This window comes from Achromobacter aegrifaciens (assembly GCF_902859965.1).
GTDB lineage: Bacteria > Pseudomonadota > Gammaproteobacteria > Burkholderiales > Burkholderiaceae_B > Achromobacter > Achromobacter aegrifaciens.
Window position 1 is genome coordinate 1,829,673 of sequence record NZ_CADIKO010000001.1, and the last position, 18,805, is coordinate 1,848,477.

The 18,805-nt window shown below is 66.6% G+C and carries 20 protein-coding genes; 14 read left to right on the forward strand and 6 right to left on the reverse strand.

Features of this window, described 5'->3' with window-relative positions; translation table 11 throughout:
• Positions 1 to 33: 33 nt before the first annotated feature.
• Complete coding sequence (locus HV793_RS08530; RefSeq protein ID WP_125471179.1) at positions 34 to 1,947, reverse strand: polysaccharide biosynthesis protein; 1,914 nt, start codon at positions 1,945 to 1,947, stop codon at positions 34 to 36.
• Positions 1,948 to 2,219: 272 nt separating this feature from the next.
• Here HV793_RS08530 and HV793_RS08535 point away from each other — a divergent pair, with 272 nt between their 5' ends.
• The 3 genes from HV793_RS08535 (at position 2,220) to HV793_RS08545 (ending at position 5,673) form a co-directional block, all read left to right on the forward strand.
• Complete coding sequence (locus HV793_RS08535) at positions 2,220 to 3,137, forward strand: NAD-dependent epimerase/dehydratase family protein (RefSeq protein ID WP_175212985.1); 918 nt, start codon at positions 2,220 to 2,222, stop codon at positions 3,135 to 3,137.
• A 192-nt stretch (positions 3,138 to 3,329) separates the two neighbouring features.
• On the forward strand, positions 3,330 to 4,370 hold the full coding sequence (gene waaC / locus HV793_RS08540) for a lipopolysaccharide heptosyltransferase I (protein WP_175212986.1): 1,041 nt from the start codon (positions 3,330 to 3,332) through the stop codon (positions 4,368 to 4,370).
• 1 nt (position 4,371) lies between these two features.
• Complete coding sequence (locus HV793_RS08545) at positions 4,372 to 5,673, forward strand: 3-deoxy-D-manno-octulosonic acid transferase (RefSeq protein ID WP_175212987.1); 1,302 nt, start codon at positions 4,372 to 4,374, stop codon at positions 5,671 to 5,673.
• Between the two features lie 36 nt (positions 5,674 to 5,709).
• Here the strand turns inward: HV793_RS08545 and HV793_RS08550 are convergent, their stop codons facing one another.
• Genes HV793_RS08550 through HV793_RS08560 form a run of 3 tightly spaced genes read right to left on the reverse strand, consistent with a single transcriptional unit; the run spans position 5,710 to position 7,551 of the window.
• The gene (locus tag HV793_RS08550) at positions 5,710 to 5,883 is read right to left on the reverse strand and encodes a hypothetical protein (RefSeq protein WP_175212988.1); all 174 of its coding nucleotides are present in this window, start codon (positions 5,881 to 5,883) and stop codon (positions 5,710 to 5,712) included.
• A 16-nt stretch (positions 5,884 to 5,899) separates the two neighbouring features.
• Positions 5,900 to 6,706, reverse strand: a complete 807-nt coding sequence (locus HV793_RS08555) for a type III pantothenate kinase (RefSeq protein ID WP_054457085.1) — start codon at positions 6,704 to 6,706, stop codon at positions 5,900 to 5,902.
• On the reverse strand, positions 6,703 to 7,551 hold the full coding sequence (locus HV793_RS08560; protein ID WP_175212989.1) for a biotin--[acetyl-CoA-carboxylase] ligase: 849 nt from the start codon (positions 7,549 to 7,551) through the stop codon (positions 6,703 to 6,705). Before HV793_RS08560 ends, HV793_RS08555 begins: the two co-directional genes overlap by 4 nt.
• 93 nt (positions 7,552 to 7,644) lie before the next feature.
• Between HV793_RS08560 and HV793_RS08565 the strand changes: the two genes are divergently transcribed.
• The 5 genes from HV793_RS08565 to HV793_RS08585 are packed head-to-tail and all read left to right on the forward strand — an operon-like array spanning position 7,645 to position 11,846.
• Positions 7,645 to 8,778 (forward strand): MlaE family ABC transporter permease, encoded by a 1,134-nt coding sequence (locus tag HV793_RS08565; protein ID WP_175212990.1) that lies wholly within the window; start codon positions 7,645 to 7,647, stop codon positions 8,776 to 8,778.
• Entirely contained in the window at positions 8,778 to 9,617 is an 840-nt protein-coding gene (locus tag HV793_RS08570; RefSeq protein WP_054457079.1) for an ABC transporter ATP-binding protein, read from the forward strand. Before HV793_RS08565 ends, HV793_RS08570 begins: the two co-directional genes overlap by 1 nt.
• The gene (locus HV793_RS08575) at positions 9,604 to 10,560 is read left to right on the forward strand and encodes an MlaD family protein (RefSeq protein ID WP_175212991.1); all 957 of its coding nucleotides are present in this window, start codon (positions 9,604 to 9,606) and stop codon (positions 10,558 to 10,560) included. Before HV793_RS08570 ends, HV793_RS08575 begins: the two co-directional genes overlap by 14 nt.
• Positions 10,560 to 11,159, forward strand: coding sequence for an ABC-type transport auxiliary lipoprotein family protein (locus tag HV793_RS08580; protein WP_054457293.1), 600 nt, complete (start codon positions 10,560 to 10,562; stop codon positions 11,157 to 11,159). Before HV793_RS08575 ends, HV793_RS08580 begins: the two co-directional genes overlap by 1 nt.
• 33 nt (positions 11,160 to 11,192) lie before the next feature.
• Positions 11,193 to 11,846, forward strand: coding sequence for an alpha/beta hydrolase (locus tag HV793_RS08585; RefSeq protein ID WP_175212992.1), 654 nt, complete (start codon positions 11,193 to 11,195; stop codon positions 11,844 to 11,846).
• Positions 11,847 to 11,879: 33 nt separating this feature from the next.
• Here the strand turns inward: HV793_RS08585 and HV793_RS08590 are convergent, their stop codons facing one another.
• Positions 11,880 to 12,521 carry an HD domain-containing protein gene (locus tag HV793_RS08590; RefSeq protein ID WP_175212993.1) on the reverse strand — a complete coding sequence of 214 codons (642 nt, stop codon included), beginning with the start codon at positions 12,519 to 12,521 and terminating at the stop codon, positions 11,880 to 11,882.
• A gap of 132 nt (positions 12,522 to 12,653) precedes the next feature.
• Here HV793_RS08590 and HV793_RS08595 point away from each other — a divergent pair, with 132 nt between their 5' ends.
• The 6 genes from HV793_RS08595 to HV793_RS08620 all read left to right on the forward strand — a co-directional run bounded on the left by HV793_RS08595 (position 12,654) and on the right by HV793_RS08620 (position 17,858).
• Positions 12,654 to 13,619 (forward strand): GlxA family transcriptional regulator, encoded by a 966-nt coding sequence (locus HV793_RS08595; RefSeq protein ID WP_125471171.1) that lies wholly within the window; start codon positions 12,654 to 12,656, stop codon positions 13,617 to 13,619.
• Between the two features lie 158 nt (positions 13,620 to 13,777).
• Positions 13,778 to 15,043 carry a D-alanyl-D-alanine carboxypeptidase family protein gene (locus HV793_RS08600; protein ID WP_118933510.1) on the forward strand — a complete coding sequence of 422 codons (1,266 nt, stop codon included), beginning with the start codon at positions 13,778 to 13,780 and terminating at the stop codon, positions 15,041 to 15,043.
• A gap of 129 nt (positions 15,044 to 15,172) precedes the next feature.
• The gene (locus HV793_RS08605) at positions 15,173 to 16,039 is read left to right on the forward strand and encodes a D-amino acid aminotransferase (RefSeq protein ID WP_054457068.1); all 867 of its coding nucleotides are present in this window, start codon (positions 15,173 to 15,175) and stop codon (positions 16,037 to 16,039) included.
• Positions 16,040 to 16,209: 170 nt separating this feature from the next.
• On the forward strand, positions 16,210 to 16,485 hold the full coding sequence (locus HV793_RS08610) for a YbeD family protein (protein ID WP_054457066.1): 276 nt from the start codon (positions 16,210 to 16,212) through the stop codon (positions 16,483 to 16,485).
• A gap of 18 nt (positions 16,486 to 16,503) precedes the next feature.
• The gene (gene lipB, locus HV793_RS08615; RefSeq protein WP_054457064.1) at positions 16,504 to 17,142 is read left to right on the forward strand and encodes a lipoyl(octanoyl) transferase LipB; all 639 of its coding nucleotides are present in this window, start codon (positions 16,504 to 16,506) and stop codon (positions 17,140 to 17,142) included.
• Complete coding sequence (locus HV793_RS08620; RefSeq protein WP_125471169.1) at positions 17,139 to 17,858, forward strand: tetratricopeptide repeat protein; 720 nt, start codon at positions 17,139 to 17,141, stop codon at positions 17,856 to 17,858. Before lipB ends, HV793_RS08620 begins: the two co-directional genes overlap by 4 nt.
• A 52-nt stretch (positions 17,859 to 17,910) precedes the next feature.
• Here the strand turns inward: HV793_RS08620 and HV793_RS08625 are convergent, their stop codons facing one another.
• Entirely contained in the window at positions 17,911 to 18,723 is an 813-nt protein-coding gene (locus tag HV793_RS08625; RefSeq protein ID WP_054457060.1) for a substrate-binding domain-containing protein, read from the reverse strand.
• Between the last annotated feature and the right edge of the window lie 82 nt (positions 18,724 to 18,805).

Below are 18,805 nucleotides of genomic sequence, written 5' to 3' on the forward strand. Positions count from 1 at the left end.
ACTAATTATGGCAGCGAGTTTGTCTAATTGAATTCAGGACGGAGTATATTCAATCACGAGCTTTTTGAGCATCGCCTTGGAGGCGATCTCATCACCGGTAGTGAAAGAATGTTCCATGCTTTCGAGTTCTTTCATCAATTCGTCATAAGGAATGCTATGTTCCTTCGACTGCATGATGCGAGGGTGTTGCGTAGGCGAGACATCTCCACCGATTAGGAGTTCTTCGTAGAGTTTCTCTCCGGGGCGTAGGCCCGTGATCCGGATTTCGATGTCGCCGTCGGGGAATTCCGGCGTACGGACGGTCAGGCCATGCAGTTGAATCATGCGTTTGGCCAGGTCGTATATCCGGACCGGTTCCCCCATGTCCAGGACGAAGACCGAGCCCGAGGCGCCCATGGCTCCTGCTTGGAGCACCAATTGTGCTGCTTCCGGGATGGTCATGAAGTAGCGGGTAATGTCCGAATGTGTCAATGTCACCGGTCCGCCGTTCTGGATCTGCCGATTGAACAGAGGGACGACACTGCCCGAGCTGCCCAGCACATTGCCGAACCGTACCATCGAGAAGCGGGTGCCGGTCTGGATGTCCGCCAGCGCCTGCAGCACCAATTCGGCCAGGCGCTTGGTTGCCCCCATGACATTGGTGGGCCGAACGGCCTTATCGGTGGAAATCAGCACGAAATCCTTGACGCCGGATTCGATGGCGGCACGGGCGAAGGACAGCGTTCCGAAGGCATTGGTGCGTATGCCCTCGCGGATATTGTGCTCGACCAGGGGAACATGCTTATAGGCAGCTGCGTGATAGATGGTCTCGACACCATACTTGCGCATGTGTTCTGCGCAATTCCGCTGATCACCCGCAGAACCCAGCAGCAACACGATTTCCACATTCTGCGCGTTGATCCCGGCGAGGTCCTGGCCGATGGAGTACAGAGCGGGTTCAGAGATTTCCAGCAAGACCAGGCGGCGGGGCTGCAGCGCCAGGATTTGGCGGCACAATTCGGAGCCGATGGAACCGCCTGCGCCGGACACCATGACCACATGCCCAGTTACATATCGGCCCAGCAGTGCGGGCAGCGGCGCCACGGCATCGCGGCCCAGCAGGTCTTCGATCTGAAGGTCGCGAGCTTTCAGCCCGCCGGCCTGATCGACCATTTCGTGCAGATTTGGCACAATCCGGACCCGGATACTGTGCTGCGAACCGATCTCCACCATGTTATTGATTTGTTCGCGCGAAGCCGTGGGCTTGGCAATCAAGATCTGACCGATATTGTGGCTTTCCACGAGTTCGCCTACGTCGCTCGTCGGGTAGGTGCGGAGGCCAGCGGCCATCAGACCGGTCTTATCGCGGTCGTCGTCGACCAGCGCGATCGGGCGGTAGTGCGAACTGTTGCGCAATGCTAGCGCCAATTGGCTGCCAGCCGGGCCTGCGCCATAGATAAGCACGCGCACGACGCTGTCCCGCGGGACATCACCAAGTCGGTGGCGCGGAAACAAGATCTTGATGGCCGCCAACCGTACGCCCAGCAGCAGCACCAGGGACACGACGCCGTAAATGGTCAACACGCCGCGCGAAAGCCCGGAGGACATCTGCAGAAAGAGGCTGCAGGCGGTGACCGTCATGATTGAAACCAGAACGCCACCTACAATGACAAGGGCTACGCGGTCTGTCATGTACCGCAGCACATATTGATACGTGCCGAATACGACGAGCGCGAAGATGCCGCTGGCGCACGCGGCAAATGACAGCAAAAGATAGTCTGGTGTCGTAAAAAATAGCTCGAAACGAAGCCATAATGCCAACTGGAATGCGCCAAACAGAATCAGCGCGTCCAGCGAAATGGCAAGGGCTCTTTTGGCCGATCTCGGAAGGTCAACGAGGGCTTGCCGAACTGCACCGATTGATGTACGCAAAGTCACACCGACTGATAGAGAGAGTTGGGGGTGCATGATTGTATCAACACGCCGTCGGGGTAGAGTAACCGCGCCCGCGCCCCAAGGCGGGCGTGGGCGCCGGCAACGGCTTGCACGACGTGGGCATCCGAGGTGCTGCAATATGCGGCGCTCGAGGGGATTAGGATGCGGAAACTAAATGGGGGCGCATCACTCGCTCCTGGACTTGCTGCCTGGCGGAGATCCGGCGACACGGTCCTGAAAGTTCGAATGTCTTGTTGGCAATGCGCGAGGCGTGCCTTTTTTGAACAACAACTTACGAAAATATGATGAGCAAAATATTAGTCACGGGCGGCACGGGATTTGTCGGGCAACGGGTGGTGCGGGATCTGTTGGCGCAAGGCCACTCGTTGCGGCTGTTGACACGCCGGCCTCTGAACGATGAGCGGGTCGAAGTGCGCAATATTCCGGATATGGAGGATGAGGCGGCGCTGCTGGAGGCCATGTCGGGGATGGAGGCTGTCTGCCATCTTGCGGGGCGAGCCCACGTGCTGGGCGCTCCGCCTGCCGACCACGAGCTTCTGTTTGAGCAGGTGAACGTGGAATGGACTTGCAGACTGGCCGACACCGCTTTTCGTTCCGGAGTGAAGCGCTTCGTGTTCGTCAGTTCTATTGGCGCGGTGGGAACGTCCAGCGAGGCGGGGGCTCCGTTGACCGAGCAGACGGAATGCCGCCCGACTACGCCTTACGGCAAGTCCAAATTGAAGGCGGAGCGGAAGCTGGCCGAGCTGGCGCAGCGCTACGGCGCCGAACTGGTGATCGTCCGGCCTCCGTTGGTTTACGGCAAGGGCGCGCCGGGCAATATGGCGCGGATGGCCCGTTGGGTTCGGGCCGGCGTGCCGCTGCCATTGCGTAACGTGCACAACCAACGCAGCTTGGTGCATGTGGATAACCTGTCGGCCGCGCTATTGGCTTGCTTGCAGCATGCTGATGCGCCTGGTCATGTATTTCATGTACGGGACCTGCAGGACTATTCGACGCCGGATATCTTGCGTGGCGTGGCCAAGGACGTCGGTCGGCCAGTGCGTTTGATTCCTTTCCCGTCTTTCATGTTGCGTATGTTGGCGCAGGCTGCCGGCCAACGTGGCGCCTATGAGCAGCTCACGGGGACCTTGCAGGTCGACGACGCTGCCATCCGCAAAACGCTGCAATTCATGCCTAGATCCTTGCCGTTCGAAGTTGTCTGAGCCGGCACGGAAATAGATATTCGGCATTTTTTCCAGGCGTTCCTACCTGGAGGGCGGCTCTTGGCCTGATGAAACGCGGCCGCATGACTGGTGCAGTTTGTTGTAAATTGCCGAAATTCTTCGCTGCGGATGCCGCCCTGCATCGGCGGATGATTTCGACTCCGCGTCATGCGGTCTTTTGTGCTTTTGTCAATGCCAACACGCATCCTCATTGTTCGCACTTCTTCACTAGGCGATCTGGTGCACATGCTGCCCGCCATATCCGACATCGCCCGGCATGTGCCGGACGCGGAGATCGACTGGATTGCAGAAGAAGCTTTTGCGGACATCCCGGCTTGGCATCCAGCAGTCAATGAAGTCATCAAGGTAGCCCATAGGCGCTGGCGCAAGGCCTGGTGGTCTACGCAGGTACGGGCCGAGCGCCGGGCGCTGAAGGAACGCCTGCGGTCCAAACAGTACGACATCGTCCTGGACATGCAGGCGCTCTTGAAATCCGCCTGGCTGGTGCGCCAGACCCGTGGCGTACGGCACGGGCTGGACTGGCGCTCGGCGCGCGAGCCGTTGGCGTCGCTGTTCTACAACGTGCGGCACAGGGTGGAATTCTGGCAGCCGGCGGTGATCCGCCAGCGCAAGCTGGCTGCCCTGACGTTCGGCTACCAATACGCCGGTGCGCCCGATTTCGGTCTGCAGGCTTTTGCGCGGCAGGCGACGCAGCCTGCGGCGGACCTGGTGCTGGAAGTCGGCAGCGAGGGTATGAACGTCGGCGAACTGCCGCGCTTGCACCATCTGGATACGGACCGCGGCTACGCCGTGATCATGCCGTCGGCCAGCCGCGACGACAAACTCTGGCCGGAAGAAGACTGGCGCGTCGTGTTCCGCCGCCTGCGCGAGGCCGGCTGCACCCTGAAATTGTTGGCGGGGAACGAGCAGGAGGCCGAGCGGGCCCGCTTGCTGATCGCCGGCATGGATGGGGCTGAGGTGATGCCCCGCATGGACCTGACGGCGGTGGCGCGTTTGCTGGCTGGGTCCCGCCTGATGGTGGGGCTGGACAGCGGTCTGACCCACCTGTCGGCCGCCCTGGGCCGTCCCACCATCGGCATTTACCGTGCCTCCACGCCGGTGCGCACGCCGCTGGTCGGTTCCAGCTACACCGCCAGCCTGGGCGACCGCGGGGCTTCGCCGTCGCGCGAGGCCGTGATGGCGGCGGTGGAGCAGGCCTTGGCCGCCCAGTGACATGAATCGCGGCGTTTACTCGCTGGCGCTCAGGGCTCTATCACCGCTGGTCTGGCTGTGGATGGGCCACCGCGCCCGGCGCGCGGGCGGACAATGGGAAATCTTCTCTTCTGAACGCTTCGGCCACGCCGCGCCTGCCACGGCTACAGCCGCTGCCGCGTCCTGGACCGCACCGGTCTGGGTGCATGCCGTCAGCCTGGGCGAGACGCGCGCCGCACAGCCTCTGCTGCAAGCCTTGCTGGACCGCGGCCTGCCGGTGTTGCTGACGCACATGACAGCCACCGGCCGGGCCGAGGGCGCACGCCAGTACGCGGATGCGATCGCCCGCGGCCAGTTGCGCCAGGCATGGCTGCCTTATGACTTTCCCGGCGCAACCCGCCGTTTCATGGCGGCGTATCGGCCGCGTTGCGGCCTGCTCATCGAACGCGAGATCTGGCCGAACCTGCTGGCGGCCGCGCGCGGCGCTGGCGTGCCCATGGCGTTGGTGAGCGCCCGGTTTTCGGCGTCGTCGCTGCGCCAGGCGGGCAGGATGGGCGGCGTGATGCGTGAAGCGCTGGGCGGGCTTGATTCGGTGCTGGCGCAGACCGCGGAGGACGCGGACCGGCTGGTGCAGGCAGGGGCGCCGCAGCCCGTCGTGACGGGCAATCTGAAATTCGATCTGGTCTTGCCGGCGCCGCAGGTTGCCGCTGGGCAAGCCTGGCGCGAACAGCTGGGCCGGCGTGTGGTGGCGGTGGCCAGCACGCGGGAGGGCGAGGATAGCGGTTTCATCGAGGCCATCAAGCGTCACGCCGCGATGCCGGGCGCGCCCTTGTTCCTGTTGATTCCGCGTCATCCGCAGCGCTTTGACGAGGCTGCGCGTCTGTTGTCGGAGGCCGGGCTGCCGTATGTCCGGCGTTCCGAAGGCGTAGCGCCGGGGCCGGGTACGGCGGTGCTGCTGGGCGACACGTTGGGCGAGATGGCGTTCCACTATGCCGCTTCGGATGTGGCGATCGTGGCGGGCAGTTTCGCGCCGCTGGGCGGGCAGAATCTGATCGAGGCCTGTGCGGCGGGCGTGCCGGTCATCGTCGGTCCGCACATCTTCAATTTCAAGCAGGCGGCGGAAGACGCCATCGCGGCGGGCGCGGTGCTGCGCGCGGCCGACGCCGGCCAGGCGGTGGAAGCGGCCATGGCATTGCTGACGGACGAACCGCGCCGCCAGCGCACGGCTGAGGCGGCGCTGGCATGGTTCCGCATGCATTCGGGAGCCACGGGGCGCACGCTGGACGCGCTGGCGCCTTGGTTGGAGGCAGGAAAGGGGGGCTAGCGCCCGGGTTCACCGGCGTATGCGCCGGACGGGGCTTCAGGGGGCGGCAGGCGGGATCTTGGGAACCAGGGTCACCGCGCCCGGATTCAGTTCCTGATTGAAGCGGCGCGGGTCGCGGCCTTCGTCCTCGGGACGCACGCCCAGCCAGCCCTGGCCCAGCGCATAAACCCCCAGATTCGCCAGCAGGAGGAGGATGAAGAGCACGCGCATGGCCGGGGTCTCCCGTTCAGGCTTGGTCGTCCAGGGTGGCGCGGGCGACCGCGGCCAGGCCGTCCAGGACGGGGTGATCCAGATAGATGGGCACGGGGGCCGCACCTTCGGTGCCGCCCGCGTCCGCCAGCAGGCGTTCGATTTCCTGATGCACTTCAGGCCAACCGCCGCCCGCCGCGTAGATCTGCGGCGTCTGGCCGTAGCGCTGGCGTCCCGCCAGCCATTGGCGCACGACGGCGCCGGCCTGCGCGGCGGCGATGCCGGAGGCAATGGCTTCGTGCGTGTCCGTGGGATAGGCCACGACCTGGCCGTTGGCGATGGGCAGGTTGGCGGTGCCGTGGGCCAGCGCGCTGCGCATCATGGCCGGGCCTGGCAGGATCAGGCCGCCGGCAAAGACGTTGTCGGGGCCGACGGTGTCGATGGTGGTGGCGGTGCCGAAGCTGGCCAGCACGAAGGGCGGGTGCGCGCCAGGCAGGCGCGACAGCACGCCCAGCAGTGAGGCCCAGCGGTCGGCGCCCAGCTGCGTGGGCGTCTTGTAGCTGTTGACCAACCCCAGCGTGGTTGCTTGCGACGGCGACCAGGTCACCGTGCAGCCATGTTTTTGCAGGATGGCGGCGATGGCCGCGCCGCGGGCCTCGCCGGCGACGTTCACGCCCAGCGCGCGCAAGGGGCGGCGCGGCAAGGCGGACAGCCAGCGGTCCAGGGCGTCCAGGTCCAGCCCGTCGAAGGCGACCGCCGCGGGTTCGCGCGGCGTGTCGGGGTTGCTGGCATCCAGCCAACCCACCTTGAGACGGCTGTTGCCGGAGTCGATGAGAATAATCATGCTTGGCGTCGAATCGAGATTTCACCGACCAGGATCGGTTGGGTGCCCTCGGGGGTTTGCACCAGCAGGCGGCCTTGTTCGTCCACGCCGCAGGCGGTGCCGCCTAGAAGAATAGCGCCCTTGTCCAGCACGTTGACCTTGCGGCCGGCCAAAGCGTCCACCTGGTCGAAACGCGGCCTGAAGGCGCCAAATCCTTCGCGCTCCAGGGTCTGGACCGCTTCCAGCCAGGCCATGGCGCTGGCGCAGACCAGGTCGGCGGCGGAGGCCTGGCGGGCGGCGGCTGCCTGCACCTGGCTCCAGTCGGCGATTTCGCGTTCCAGCGCGAGCGACAGCCGGGCGGCGTCGGTCAGGTTCACGCCCATGCCGATGACGACCGTATGGCCCGCCTCGCTGCCGCCGGGGTTGCGGGTGGTCTCGACCAGTACGCCTGCCAGCTTGGCGTCGTGCCACTGCACGTCGTTGGGCCACTTCATGCACAGCCCGGCGGCTTGCGGGCCGGCGACGGTGCGCAGAGCTTCGCAGGCGGCGATGCCGGCCAGCGGCGACAGGGCGGGCAGTTGCGCGGGCGGCAGGTGCACGTCGAAGGCACAGGAGAACATCAGCGTGGAGCCCGTGCGGTTCTGCCACGGACGGCCGGCGCGGCCGCGGCCGGTTTCCTGCAGGTGCGTGCCCAGCAGCCAGGGTTTGCCGCCGCTGCCTGCGCGAGCGCGGGCCAGGAGGTCGGCATTGGTCGATCCGGTGCTACCGATCCAGGAGATGTCCTGGAAGGCGGGCAGGCGCGTGCTGAGCGTGCGGGCCAGGGTTTCCGGCGCGGGCAGGTCGATGGGGCTGGCTTGAGCGGACATGGCGGCGATTGTAGGGCACGCGGCCCGCGCTCGCGGTCTGCCGGCGCCAGCGTTTATGATTGGCGATACATTTTGCATCGGTATTCTGTCTTCATGCCGCATTCCGCTTCGTCCGCACCTGCCGCCGCCGCGCCCTTCCGTTTCGAAGGAGGCGTGTGCCATGTGGCCGGCGACTGGAGCGTGCTGGCGCTGGCAGAGCCTGGAGAGGTCCAACGCCGCCGCGAGGCGCTGGCCTGCGCCACCGATGGCGGCGCGCGCTGGGACCTGCACGGCATCGGCCGGCTGGACACGATAGGCGCGCTGCTGATCTGGGAAGCCTGGGGCCACAGGCTGCCCGAGCGCGTGCGCTGGTCCGCCGGCCAGCAGGACGTTTTCAACGCGCTGGCCCTGAACAAGGGCGAGACCCCGGCCGCCGCGCCCAAGCGCGACCCATTGAGCTGGCTGCGTGCGATGGGCGAGGCGATCTTCCAGGCTATCGACAATGGCCGCGCCTTGCTCATCATGTTGGGGCAACTGGTCCTGGACCTGGGTGGCATGCTGCTGCGCCCGCGGCTGGGGCCGTGGCGCGAAATTTCGGCGCAGGTGTACCGCACCGGCGCTCAGGCGCTGGGCATCACGGCGCTGGTCGGGTTCCTGATTGGCGTGGTGCTGTCCTACCTGTCGGCGCAGCAGCTGCAGATGTTCGGCGCCGACCGTTTCATCGTGCGCCTGCTGGGCGTATCCATCGTGCGCGAACTGGGGCCGGTGCTGGCCGCCATCCTGGTGGCGGGCCGTTCGGGCTCGGCCATCACGGCGCAGATCGGCGTGATGCGGGTGACGCAGGAACTCGATGCGATGCAGGTCATGGGCATTTCGCATGGGCAACGCCTGATCCTGCCGCGAGTGGTGGCGCTGGCTGTGACCATGCCGTTATTGGTGCTGTGGACGGACGCCATGGCGCTGTTGGGCGGCATGCTCGCCGCGCAGATGCAGCTGGGCGTGTCGGCGCAATGGTTCCTGCAGTCGCTGCCGGACGCGATTTCGCTGACCAACTACTGGATCGGCATCCTCAAGGGCGTGACCTTCGGCATGCTGATCGCGCTGATCGCCTGCCATTTCGGGCTGCGCATCCAGCCCAACACGGAAAGCCTGGGTCGCGGCACCACCACATCGGTGGTCACCTCGATTACCGGCGTGATCCTGCTGGACGCGCTGTATGCCGTGATTTTCAGCTCGGTGGGCATCTGATGAACAGCGCCGCCCAGCACAAGCTTTTCACCGAGGATGGCGTTACGGTAGAACCCGTCATCACCGTGCGCGGGCTGCGCACGGCGTTTGGCGACCACGTGGTGCACGACAATTTGGACCTGACCGTCTTCCCCGGCGAGATCCTGGTGCTGGTGGGCGGCTCGGGCACGGGCAAGACGGTGCTGCTGCGGCAGATCATCGGGTTGGACCGGCCGGCCGCGGGCACGGTGCGGGTGCTGGGTCATTCGCTGTTCGAACTGACGGCGGCTGAACGCCGGCGGCTGTCCTATCGCTGGGGCATGCTGTTCCAGGCGGGGGCGTTGTTCTCCGCGCTGTCGGTGTTCGACAATGTGGCCTTGCCGCTGCGCGAACTGCGCACCGTGCCGGAAGACCTGGTGCGCGATGTCGTCATGTGCCGGCTGGCGATGGTGGGCCTGTCGGCGCGCGATGCCGACAAGCGGCCGTCGGACCTGTCCGGCGGCATGGTCAAGCGCGTGGCGCTGGCGCGTGCGCTGTCGCTGGATCCGGAGCTGCTGTTCCTGGACGAACCCACGGCTGGCCTGGACCCCCTGCGCTCCGATGAGTTCGTGGACCTGGTGCGCAGCCTGCACCGGCAATTGGGATTCACCGTCGTCATGGTGACGCACGACCTGGACACGCTGCTGGCGCTGGCCACGCGCGTCGCCGTGCTGGCGGACAAACGGGTGATCGTGTGCGACACGGTGCCGGAAGTATTGAAGGTCGATCACCCGTTCATTCACACGTTCTTCCTGGGCGAGCGCGGCCTGCGCGCGCTGGGGGATCTGGCGCCGAAGGGATTGCATCATGGAAAACCGTAGTCATGCGCTCATGGCCGGCATCTTCACGCTGGCCTTGCTGGCCGCAGCCGCCTTGGTGGCCATCTGGATCGGACGCGACCGGACTCAGCTGCAGCCATACGAAATCATCTCCGCGACCGCCGTCAGCGGCCTGAACCCGCAGTCCACGGTGCGCTATCAGGGCGTGCCGGTGGGCAAGGTGCAGTCCCTGGCCCTGAACCCGGACAAGCCCGGGCAGGTACGCATCCGCATCGGCGTGGCGCCCAACACGCCGATCACCGAGTCCACCTGGGCCGAACTGGGCGTGCAGGGCGTGACCGGCATTTCCAACGTGGAGCTGCGCGATGACGGCACCTCGATGAAGCGGCTGGCGTCGTCGGCCGCGCATCCGGCAGCCATTCCGCTGCGCCCCGGTTTTCTCGACCGCATCGAGCAGCGTGGCGGCAAGCTGATCTCCAACGTCGAGGAGGTCACCGAGCAGCTGCGGCGCGTGCTCAGCGAGCAGAACGTGCAAGCGCTCACCGCCAGCCTGCAGAACGCCAACGACATCACCCAGTCGCTCAGGGGGGCCAGCCAGGATCTGGCGCCTACGCTGGCCAAGCTCGGTCCCCTGATCGATTCGCTGGACAAGACCTCGCGCCAGGCCGACCGCGCCGCGCGGGAAGTCGGCGACCTGGCGGCGCAGGCCCGCCAGTCGCTGGCGCGCCTGAACGCGCCGGATGGTCCCCTGTCCGCCGCCACCAGCAGCCTCAACGACATCGCCCTGGCCGCCGCGCGGCTGGATGGCGAGACCCTGCCGGCCATCACCAGCATGGCCACCAACGTCAGCGCGGCCGCGCGCGGCGCCGCCGTTACTCTGCGCCGTGTGGACAACACGCCGCAATCGTTCCTGTTCGGCCCGGCGCCCCGCGAGCCCGGGCCCGGCGAGGCCGGTTTTGCAGGCTTCGGGAGATCGCCCAAATGATGAAGATGCGTAGCGCCGTTCTAATCCTGACGCTGGCCCTGGCCGGTTGCGGCATCGGCCGCGTGGCAGCCCCGCCTTCGGTATTCGACCTGGGCCTGGACTCCCGGCCCACGCCGGCCTTGCCCGCGCGCGCGCCGCTTGCGCTGGTCTTCCAGGCCGTGCCCAGCCTGTCCGACACGGGGGTGATCTGGCGCGTGGGAGACAGCGCCGCGCCCAAGGCCTATGCCAGTTACCGCTGGGCCTCGCCGCCGGCGGACCTGGTGCGTCAGCGTCTCACGGAGCGCCTGTCGCGCCAGGGGCCGGTGCTGGACGAGCGCGTCACCCTGCAGACGCCGCAATTGCAGGTGTCGTTGTCCCAGTTCGAACAGGTATTCGCGGCCGACGGCCAGTCCAGCGAAGGCCGCGTGCTGCTGCAGGCGGTCTTGCTCAGCGGCCGCAGCGTGGTGGGCCAGACGCGCATCGAGGCCCGCGCGCCCGCGCCCACGCAGGACGCGCAGGGCGGAGTCGCGGCATTGCGTCAGGCGACGGACGATGCCGCGGACCAATTGGCGCAGTGGCTTGCCACGACGCCCAAGCCCGCCGCCAGGCCGGGCGGTTAAGATCGCTGTTTTTCCCGCATCCTGAGTCACGCCATGTCCGCACGCACTGAAACCCACGCCTTCAACGGAGCCGCCGGCCGCATCGATTGCGCCGTGGACTGGCCCGCGGGTACGCCGCGAGGCTGGGCGCTGGTTCTGCATCCGCACCCGCTGCAGGGCGGCGCGCGCGAGAACAAGGTGGTCACGACCCTGTCGCGCGCCTGCGTGCAGCATGGCCTGGTCGCGGTGCGGCCCAATTTCCGCGGCGTCGGGCAGTCCGAGGGCGTCTTCGACAAATCCGTGGGCGAAACCCAGGACATGCTGGCGGTCGTGGCGCAGATGCGCGAGCTGCACCCGGAACTGGCCCGGGCGCCGTGGGTACTGGCTGGTTTTTCGTTCGGCACTGCCGTCGCCGCGCAGACCTATGCCGCCCTCGCCGAGCAGGGCGACACGGTACTGCCCTCCGCCCTGATGCTGATGGGCCCCGCCGTGAATCGCTTCCAGTCGCACGAAGTGCAGGTGCCGGACGATACGCTGATGGTGCACGGCGAGGAAGACGAAGTCGTGCCGCTGTCCGAAGCCATGGACTGGGCGCGCCCGCGTTCCATCCCCGTGGTGGTGGTGCCGGGCGCATCGCACTTCTTCCACGGCAAGCTCCTGGTGCTGCGCCAGCTGGTGCAGGCGCGGCTGAAGGTTGCGCTGGACTAAAACCGGGGGCGCCGCTCGCGCGGCGCAGCAGGTTCAGCCCGGCCAGCGCGAGCCGCGGATCACGCTGCAGAAATTGCCGGGCCTGAAGGCCGGTTCGTTGTCGGCGATGACATCGGCCTTGACGTTGCCGAAGGTGGTCTGCGGCTTGTGTTTGATGCCGTCGTAGAACGCCTGGATGATTTCTTCCTTGAAGCCTGGCCCGCGTGGATGCGCAGCGACCACGGCTTCGCGCTGGGTGTCGCTGTAGTCGCCGTAGGTCAGGCCCAGCACGTCCATTTCCACGCCCGCCGTCACCAGCGCGACCACCGGATGCATGAATTCGGGAATGCCGGGCGTCGTGTGCAGCGCAATGGCGGTCCACACCAGATCGATGTCTTGTTGGGCGATGCCGCGGCTGCCAAGGAAATCGCGCGCCGCGTTGGCGCCGTCCACTTCGAAGCGGCAGCAGTCGCTGCTGTGCTGATGCGTCAGGCCCATGTCGTGGAACATGCAGCCGCAATAGAGCAATTCCGGGTCGAACTTCAGTCCGCGCCGCTTGCCGGCAAGCGCGCCGAAGTAGTAGACACGGCTGGAGTGGTGGAACAGCAGCGGGGTGGCGGTGTCGCGCACCAATTCCGTGATTTCGCGGGCGAGCTTGCTGTCGGGAATCTGAATGCCGTCGATGACAGGGTTCATGGCGGGAGTCCTTGCGTGGGGTGGGGGTTCGATAAATTCTCCCGCCGCACTAGAATGGCTTCAATTGTCGTAATACGCCAGATCCAGCCAAAACACGCGATTTCCCGACGCCTGCCGTCCAGGCGCGATGCCATGACCAAGACCATAGCCATTCTTGCGCTGCCCGGCGTCCAGATGCTGGATGTCTCCGGCCCCCTGGACGTATTCGCCCAGGCCAATGCCGAACTTGGACGCGAGCTATATGCGCTGCGCGTGGTGGGCTATGAGGCCGGGCCCATCCGCTGTTCGTCGGGCGCGCGCCTGCTGCCCGACCTGGCGGTGGGCGATCCGATCGCGCGTCTCGATACCCTGTTGGTCGCCGGCACGCCGCAGGCCGCCAGCGCAATGCTCAGCAGTTCCGCCTTGCGCTGGCTGCGCGTGACGGCCCGGGGCGCCCGGCGCTATGGCTCCGTCTGCACTGGCGCGTTCATGCTGGCCGCAGCCGGCCTGCTGGATGGCCGGCGCGTGACGACCCATTGGAACGCGGCTGCGCAATTGCGCCTGGCCTATCCCAAGGTGACCGTCGAGGAAGACGCCCTGCATGTGCGCGACGGCAAGGTGCGCACTTCCGCCGGCGTCACGGCCGGACTGGATCTGGCGCTGTCGCTGGTGGAGGAGGATCTGGGCCGGGAGGTGGCTGCCAACGTGGCTGCGCAGTTGGTGATGTTCTTCAAGCGCCCCGGCGGACAACTGCAGTTCAGCCGCAAGGGGCAGGCCGGTCCGGTCGGGCGCTCGGCCCTGCAAGAAGTCCAGCGCTGGGTCGCCGGCAATCCCGGGCTGCCGTTGTCGGTGGACGCGCTGGCCGAGCACGCCGGCCTGAGTCCCCGGCATTTTGCGCGGCTGTTTCATGCCGAGGTCGGCGTCACGCCGGCCGCGTGGGTGGAGATGACGCGCATCGCTGCGGCCCGCGCGCTGCTGGAGGCGGGCGCCGCCACGCCCAAGCAGGCGGCCGCGCAATGCGGCTTTGCCAACGTCGACACCTTGCGCCGTGCCTTCGTCAAGCACGTGGGGGTTTCTCCGGCTGTCTACCGCCGGCATCATGGCGGTGGCCCGGATTGATCTGTGGCCACCACGTCCCGAGACCAGCAGGTTGCATCAAGTTGCATGTTTTAAATGCGCGGGAACCCCGGGCGGGCCGGACGGGTCTGATCGACTGCCTATAATTGTCAGCCACTTGCCCCGCGCCGGCGGGCGTCATTACTGGACCCACGTTGCCGATGAAGAATTTGCCTTACTCCGCTCACTCCCCCGTTGTCTTTACCCGCCGCCTGCTGTCAGGCGCGGTGCTGTCAGCCATGCTGGCGGCTTCGATGCCGGTCTGGGCGCAGCAGGCTCCCGCCGCGGCGCCCGCCGCAGCCGCCGGCGCCGCGGCCCCGGCGCCGAATGCTTCGGCGGTGGTGCCCGTGGGCGACGTCTCGGCCGTGCCGGCCCCCACGATCGCGGCCAAGGCCTGGATCGTGATGGACGTGAACAGCGGCCAGACCCTGGCCGCTTCCAACCCGGACATGAAGGTGGAACCGGCATCGCTCACCAAGATCATGACGGCCTATGTCGTGTTCAACGCGCTGGACGAAAAGCGCCTGACGCTGGAGCAGACCGTGCCGGTGTCCGAGCGCGCCTGGCGCACGGGCGGTTCGCGCATGTTCATCGAACCGCGCAAGCCGGTCACGGTCGACGAACTCAACCAGGGCATGATCGTGCAGTCCGGCAACGACGCCTCCGTCGCCCTGGCCGAGGCCGTGGGCGGCAGCGAGGCTTCTTTCGCTTCGCTGATGAACCAGGAAGCCGAACGCCTGGGCATGCGCAACACGCACTTCATGAACGCCACGGGTCTGCCCGATCCGCAGCACATGACGTCCACGCGCGATCTGGCGATCCTGTCGTCGCACCTGATCACCGATCATCCGGACCACTTCCACTACTACAAGCAGAAGAGCTACACCTACAACAAGATCACCCAGCCCAACCGCAACCGCCTGCTGTGGGCCGACCCGTCGGTGGACGGCATGAAGACCGGCCACACCGATTCGGCCGGCTATTGCCTGGTGTCGACCGCGGTACGCGGCGACCGCCGCATCCTGGTGGTCGTGGTGGGCACGGACAGCGAGGCCACGCGCGCCGAGGAAAGCCTGAAGCTTCTGAACTGGAGCTTCCAGAACTTCGATACCGTGAAGCTGTTCGACAAGAGCCAGCCCGGCATCGATGCGCGCGTCTGGGAAGGCACGGTTGAAAACGTCAAGCTGGGTCCGCCCAACCCCGTGTCGATTGCAGTGCCGCGCGGCAAGGCCGGCGACCTGAAGCCGGTGGCGCAGCGCACGGATCCGCTGATCGCCCCGCTGGCCAAGGGCCAGCAGGTCGGCACCCTGCAGTTCACGCTGGACGGCAAGGTGCTGCGCACCGAACCGCTGGTGGTGCAGGACGCGGTCGAACGCGCTGGCTTCTTCGGCCGCATGGTCGATACCGTCAAGCGCTGGTTCGAGTAATTCCGCCGCGCCGCGGGCGCTATCGCGGGTGTAAGCTAGCAACGGGCGTTTCGCATGAAACGCCCGTGCTCTATTCACGGGACGGACCGGACGGTTCGTCCCTCTCCATTTCATATTCAGGAGTGCCTCATGATTCCGGGCGTGCCGGGCGAAAGCCAGGTGTATCTCAACGGTGAGTTTCTGCGCGTGGACGAGGCCAAGGTCTCCGTCCTGGACCGCGGCTTCATTTTCGGCGATGGCATCTACGAAGTCGTCCCCGTGTACCAAGGCAATGCGTTCCGCATGGCCGAACACCTCAACCGCCTGGACCGCAGCCTGGCTGCCTTGCGGATCGCGCAGCCCTTCGACCGCGCGGGCTGGATCGACCTGATCCAGCAATTGCTGGCGCGCACCAACCTTGAAACCTGCATCGTCTACCTGCAGGTGACGCGTGGCGTGGCCAAGCGCGACCACCAGTTCCCCTCGACGCCCGTGGCTCCGACGGTTTTCGGCATGATCTCGGCGTGGGCGCCGCCGCCTGCCGCGCAGCGCGAACGCGGCTTGAGCGCCATCAGCATCCCGGACGAGCGCTGGCTGCATTGCGAGATCAAATCGGTGTCGTTGCTGGGCAACGTGCTGGCCAAGCAGCAGGCCGTCGATGCGCAGGTCGACGAAGTGGTGCAGTTCCGCGACGGCTATCTGACCGAAGGCTCGTCCACCAATATCTGGGTGGTCTCCGGCGGCAAGCTGCTGGCGCCGCCCAAGAACAACCTCATCCTGGAAGGCATCCGCTATGGCCTGATGGGCGAGCTGGCCGCCGAGGCCGGCATCCCGTTCGAGTCGCGCCCGATCTCGCGGCAAGAGGTGGAAGAGGCCGACGAGCTGATGCTGTCCTCGGCCACCAAGGAAGTGCTGGCCATCGTCTCGCTGGACGGCAAGCCGGTGGGCTCGGGCAAGCCCGGCCCTGTTTTTGCGCAATTGCGGGCGGGTTATGATGCCCGCATCGCCGCGCTCTAGGCCGGCGTTACCGGGCGGCTCCCGCGGGGCCGCCCCGGCGGCCTTGCCGGCTGGCGGTTTGCCCCCATATAAGCAGGATATGGCCGCCCCGTGGCAGGCACCCTCGGGTGCAGTATCGAGAGCAGTGGCCGCGCCCTGGGGGGCACCACCAAACAGGTAATAGGCACATCATGCAACATATCCCGCCCGAAGACTCCCTCATCGAATATCCCAGCGACTTTCCCATCAAGGTCATGGGCAAGCAGCATCCCGAATTCGCGCAGACGCTGACCGAAGTCGTGCTGCAGTTCGATCCCGAGTTCGACGCCGCCACGGTGGAAATGCGGCCCAGCAAGGGCGGCAACTACATGGGCCTGACCTTCACGGTGCGCGCGACCTCGCGCGAGCAGCTGGACGCGCTCTACCGCGCCCTGCACGGTCATCCGATGGTGTCCATCGTCCTCTAGCGCAAGAGCAGGACAGCTGTGATCAAGTGGCTCGCGCGGCCGGCCGACTACCTGTCGGTCTGGCACGACATGCAGGCGTACACCAATCTGCGCGGCGCCGATACGCCTGACGAGATCTGGCTCTGCGAACACGCGCCGGTCTACACCCTGGGGCAGGCAGGCCTGCCCCAGCACGTGCTCAATCCCGGCAACATTCCCATCGTCCATTGCGACCGCGGCGGGCAGGTGACCTACCACGGTCCTGGCCAGGTCATGGCCTATGCGCTGTTCGACCTGCGCCGCGCCGACATCTACGTCAAGGAATACGTCAATCTGCTGGAAGGCGCGGTCATCGACACGCTGGCCCAGATGGGCGTGGCCGACGCCTGCCGCAAGCCCGGCGCGCCGGGGGTCTACGTGCCCGATCCGGACGGGGGCGAGCTGGCCAAGATCGCGGCGCTGGGCATCAAGATCCGCAACGGCCGTGCCTACCATGGCGTGTCGTTGAACGTGCAGATGGACCTGACGCCGTTCCTGGGCATCAATCCCTGCGGCTATGCGGGCCTGCGCACCGTGGACATGGCGGCCTGTGGCGCGCGCCGCGAGCCCACCGAGACGGGCGAGGCGTTGGCGCGCAATCTGGCGCAGGCCTGGGACCGCGCAAGGAACAAGACATGAAGACCTTTAGCGCGGCCGACGTGGCCGCAACCACGCCAGAAGCACTAGCCCGCCTGCGCGAACAAGGGCCGGCCGAGGACTATGCGGCCTGGATCCGCGCGGCGGCCGAACTGGGGCTGATCGAAGCCCAGACCATCTACGGCCAGATGCTGCTGGACGGCGCGGGCGTGGAGCGCGATCCGGAACAGGGGCTGACGTGGTTCAAGCGCGCCGCCCATGCCGATCACCCCATGGCCATCAACATGGTGGGCCGCTGCTACGAGAACGGCTGGGGCGTGCCGCGTGACGACACGGTCGCGGCCTACTGGTTCCGCCTGGCCGCGGACAAGGGTCTGGACTGGGGCATGTACAACTATGCTCACATGCTGCGCAGCGGCCGCGGCAGCGTGGCGCAGGATCCCGCGGCGGCGCTGGCCCTTTACCAAAAGGCGGCGGACGCCGGCCACGTGAAGTCCATCGGCGTCGTCGGCCGCTTTTACGAGGCTGGCGAGGTGGTCGAGCAGGACATGGAACGCGCCTTCGACTGTTATCAACGCTGCGCCGAAGGCGGCGATTTCCGCGGCATGTTCCATCTGGGACGGCTGCTGTTGCTGCGCGGGCGGAAGCAGGACGCTGTGCAATGGCTGGTGCGTGTGCCTGAAACCGCCACGCCTGCGTTTCTGCAGGAAGCCAACACCATGCTGCAGGACAGCGGTTTTCCGGCGTTGTACGAGTAGGAGAGGTGTAGCGCGGCAGGGCAGAGGTAAGCACTCTCGCGCTTTACGCATCCTACGTGCTCAGTCTTTCTTCAAAAACCACTTCTACCGTAATCCGCTCGCCCGTGCCGCATTCGCCATCCAGGCGGTCCAGCAGCAACTGGCCGGCGCGCCGACCCAGGAGGGCGGCGTCGGCGCCCAGGGTGGTCAAGCCCTGCGCCCACTGCGCGGCGCTGCCGTCGTCCGAGTAGCCCAACACCGCCAGGTCCTGCGGCACGTGCAGGTCGCGGTTGTGGGCTTCCGAGACCGAGGCCGCGGCCAGCAGATCGCTCGTGCAGAACACCGCATCGAAGATCGTGTTGGTGGTCAGCAAGCGCAGGAAGGCCATGCGGCCGTCGTTCATGTGCTGCACTTCAGGCTGCACGATGTCCGCTGCCAGTTCCAATCCGAGTGCGGCTGCGCTGCTGATGAAGCCTTCGCGCCGGGCGCGTTCCCACGGGTTGTCGGCGCTGACGCAGGCGACGCGCGCATGGCGCTTGGCGGCCAGGTGCCGCGCCGCCATGCGGCCGGCTTCCGCGTTGTCGACCACCACGGCGCCGTCCAGCGGCTGTGCGGACAGGCTCCAGGTCTCCACGACGGGGATCTCCAGCGCCGCCAGGGCAGCGCGCAGGGCGGGATCGTCCAGCGGGCCGATGGCCAGGGCGGCGGCGGGGCGCAGCTCGCCCAGCAGGGGCTGTGACTGGGCCTCATGCCAGGGGCCGGCGGCCAGATAGTAGCCCGCAGGCAGCAGCAATCCGGCGCAGGCCTGGATGGCGCGGGCCGCGGGCGCCCAGTCCAGTCGGGGTGCGATCAGGGCGATGGGGCGGGGCGGGGGCAGGGAAGACATGGGCAAAACCGGCGGATTCGTCAGGCGTGACGATAACCCAGCCCGGCTGCGGCCAAGGAGGTTTGCCGCCCGGGGGACGGGA

Coding starts and splice junctions, on each gene's coding strand:
- HV793_RS08530 (WP_125471179.1), bottom strand. CDS start 1,947: ATGCACCCCCAACTCTCTCTATCAGTCGGTGTGACTTTGCGTACATCA.
- HV793_RS08535 (WP_175212985.1), top strand. CDS start 2,220: ATGAGCAAAATATTAGTCACGGGCGGCACGGGATTTGTCGGGCAACGG.
- waaC (WP_175212986.1), top strand. CDS start 3,330: ATGCCAACACGCATCCTCATTGTTCGCACTTCTTCACTAGGCGATCTG.
- HV793_RS08545 (WP_175212987.1), top strand. CDS start 4,372: ATGAATCGCGGCGTTTACTCGCTGGCGCTCAGGGCTCTATCACCGCTG.
- HV793_RS08550 (WP_175212988.1), bottom strand. CDS start 5,883: ATGCGCGTGCTCTTCATCCTCCTCCTGCTGGCGAATCTGGGGGTTTAT.
- HV793_RS08555 (WP_054457085.1), bottom strand. CDS start 6,706: ATGATTATTCTCATCGACTCCGGCAACAGCCGTCTCAAGGTGGGTTGG.
- HV793_RS08560 (WP_175212989.1), bottom strand. CDS start 7,551: ATGTCCGCTCAAGCCAGCCCCATCGACCTGCCCGCGCCGGAAACCCTG.
- HV793_RS08565 (WP_175212990.1), top strand. CDS start 7,645: ATGCCGCATTCCGCTTCGTCCGCACCTGCCGCCGCCGCGCCCTTCCGT.
- HV793_RS08570 (WP_054457079.1), top strand. CDS start 8,778: ATGAACAGCGCCGCCCAGCACAAGCTTTTCACCGAGGATGGCGTTACG.
- HV793_RS08575 (WP_175212991.1), top strand. CDS start 9,604: ATGGAAAACCGTAGTCATGCGCTCATGGCCGGCATCTTCACGCTGGCC.
- HV793_RS08580 (WP_054457293.1), top strand. CDS start 10,560: ATGAAGATGCGTAGCGCCGTTCTAATCCTGACGCTGGCCCTGGCCGGT.
- HV793_RS08585 (WP_175212992.1), top strand. CDS start 11,193: ATGTCCGCACGCACTGAAACCCACGCCTTCAACGGAGCCGCCGGCCGC.
- HV793_RS08590 (WP_175212993.1), bottom strand. CDS start 12,521: ATGAACCCTGTCATCGACGGCATTCAGATTCCCGACAGCAAGCTCGCC.
- HV793_RS08595 (WP_125471171.1), top strand. CDS start 12,654: ATGACCAAGACCATAGCCATTCTTGCGCTGCCCGGCGTCCAGATGCTG.
- HV793_RS08600 (WP_118933510.1), top strand. CDS start 13,778: ATGAAGAATTTGCCTTACTCCGCTCACTCCCCCGTTGTCTTTACCCGC.
- HV793_RS08605 (WP_054457068.1), top strand. CDS start 15,173: ATGATTCCGGGCGTGCCGGGCGAAAGCCAGGTGTATCTCAACGGTGAG.
- HV793_RS08610 (WP_054457066.1), top strand. CDS start 16,210: ATGCAACATATCCCGCCCGAAGACTCCCTCATCGAATATCCCAGCGAC.
- HV793_RS08620 (WP_125471169.1), top strand. CDS start 17,139: ATGAAGACCTTTAGCGCGGCCGACGTGGCCGCAACCACGCCAGAAGCA.
- HV793_RS08625 (WP_054457060.1), bottom strand. CDS start 18,723: ATGTCTTCCCTGCCCCCGCCCCGCCCCATCGCCCTGATCGCACCCCGA.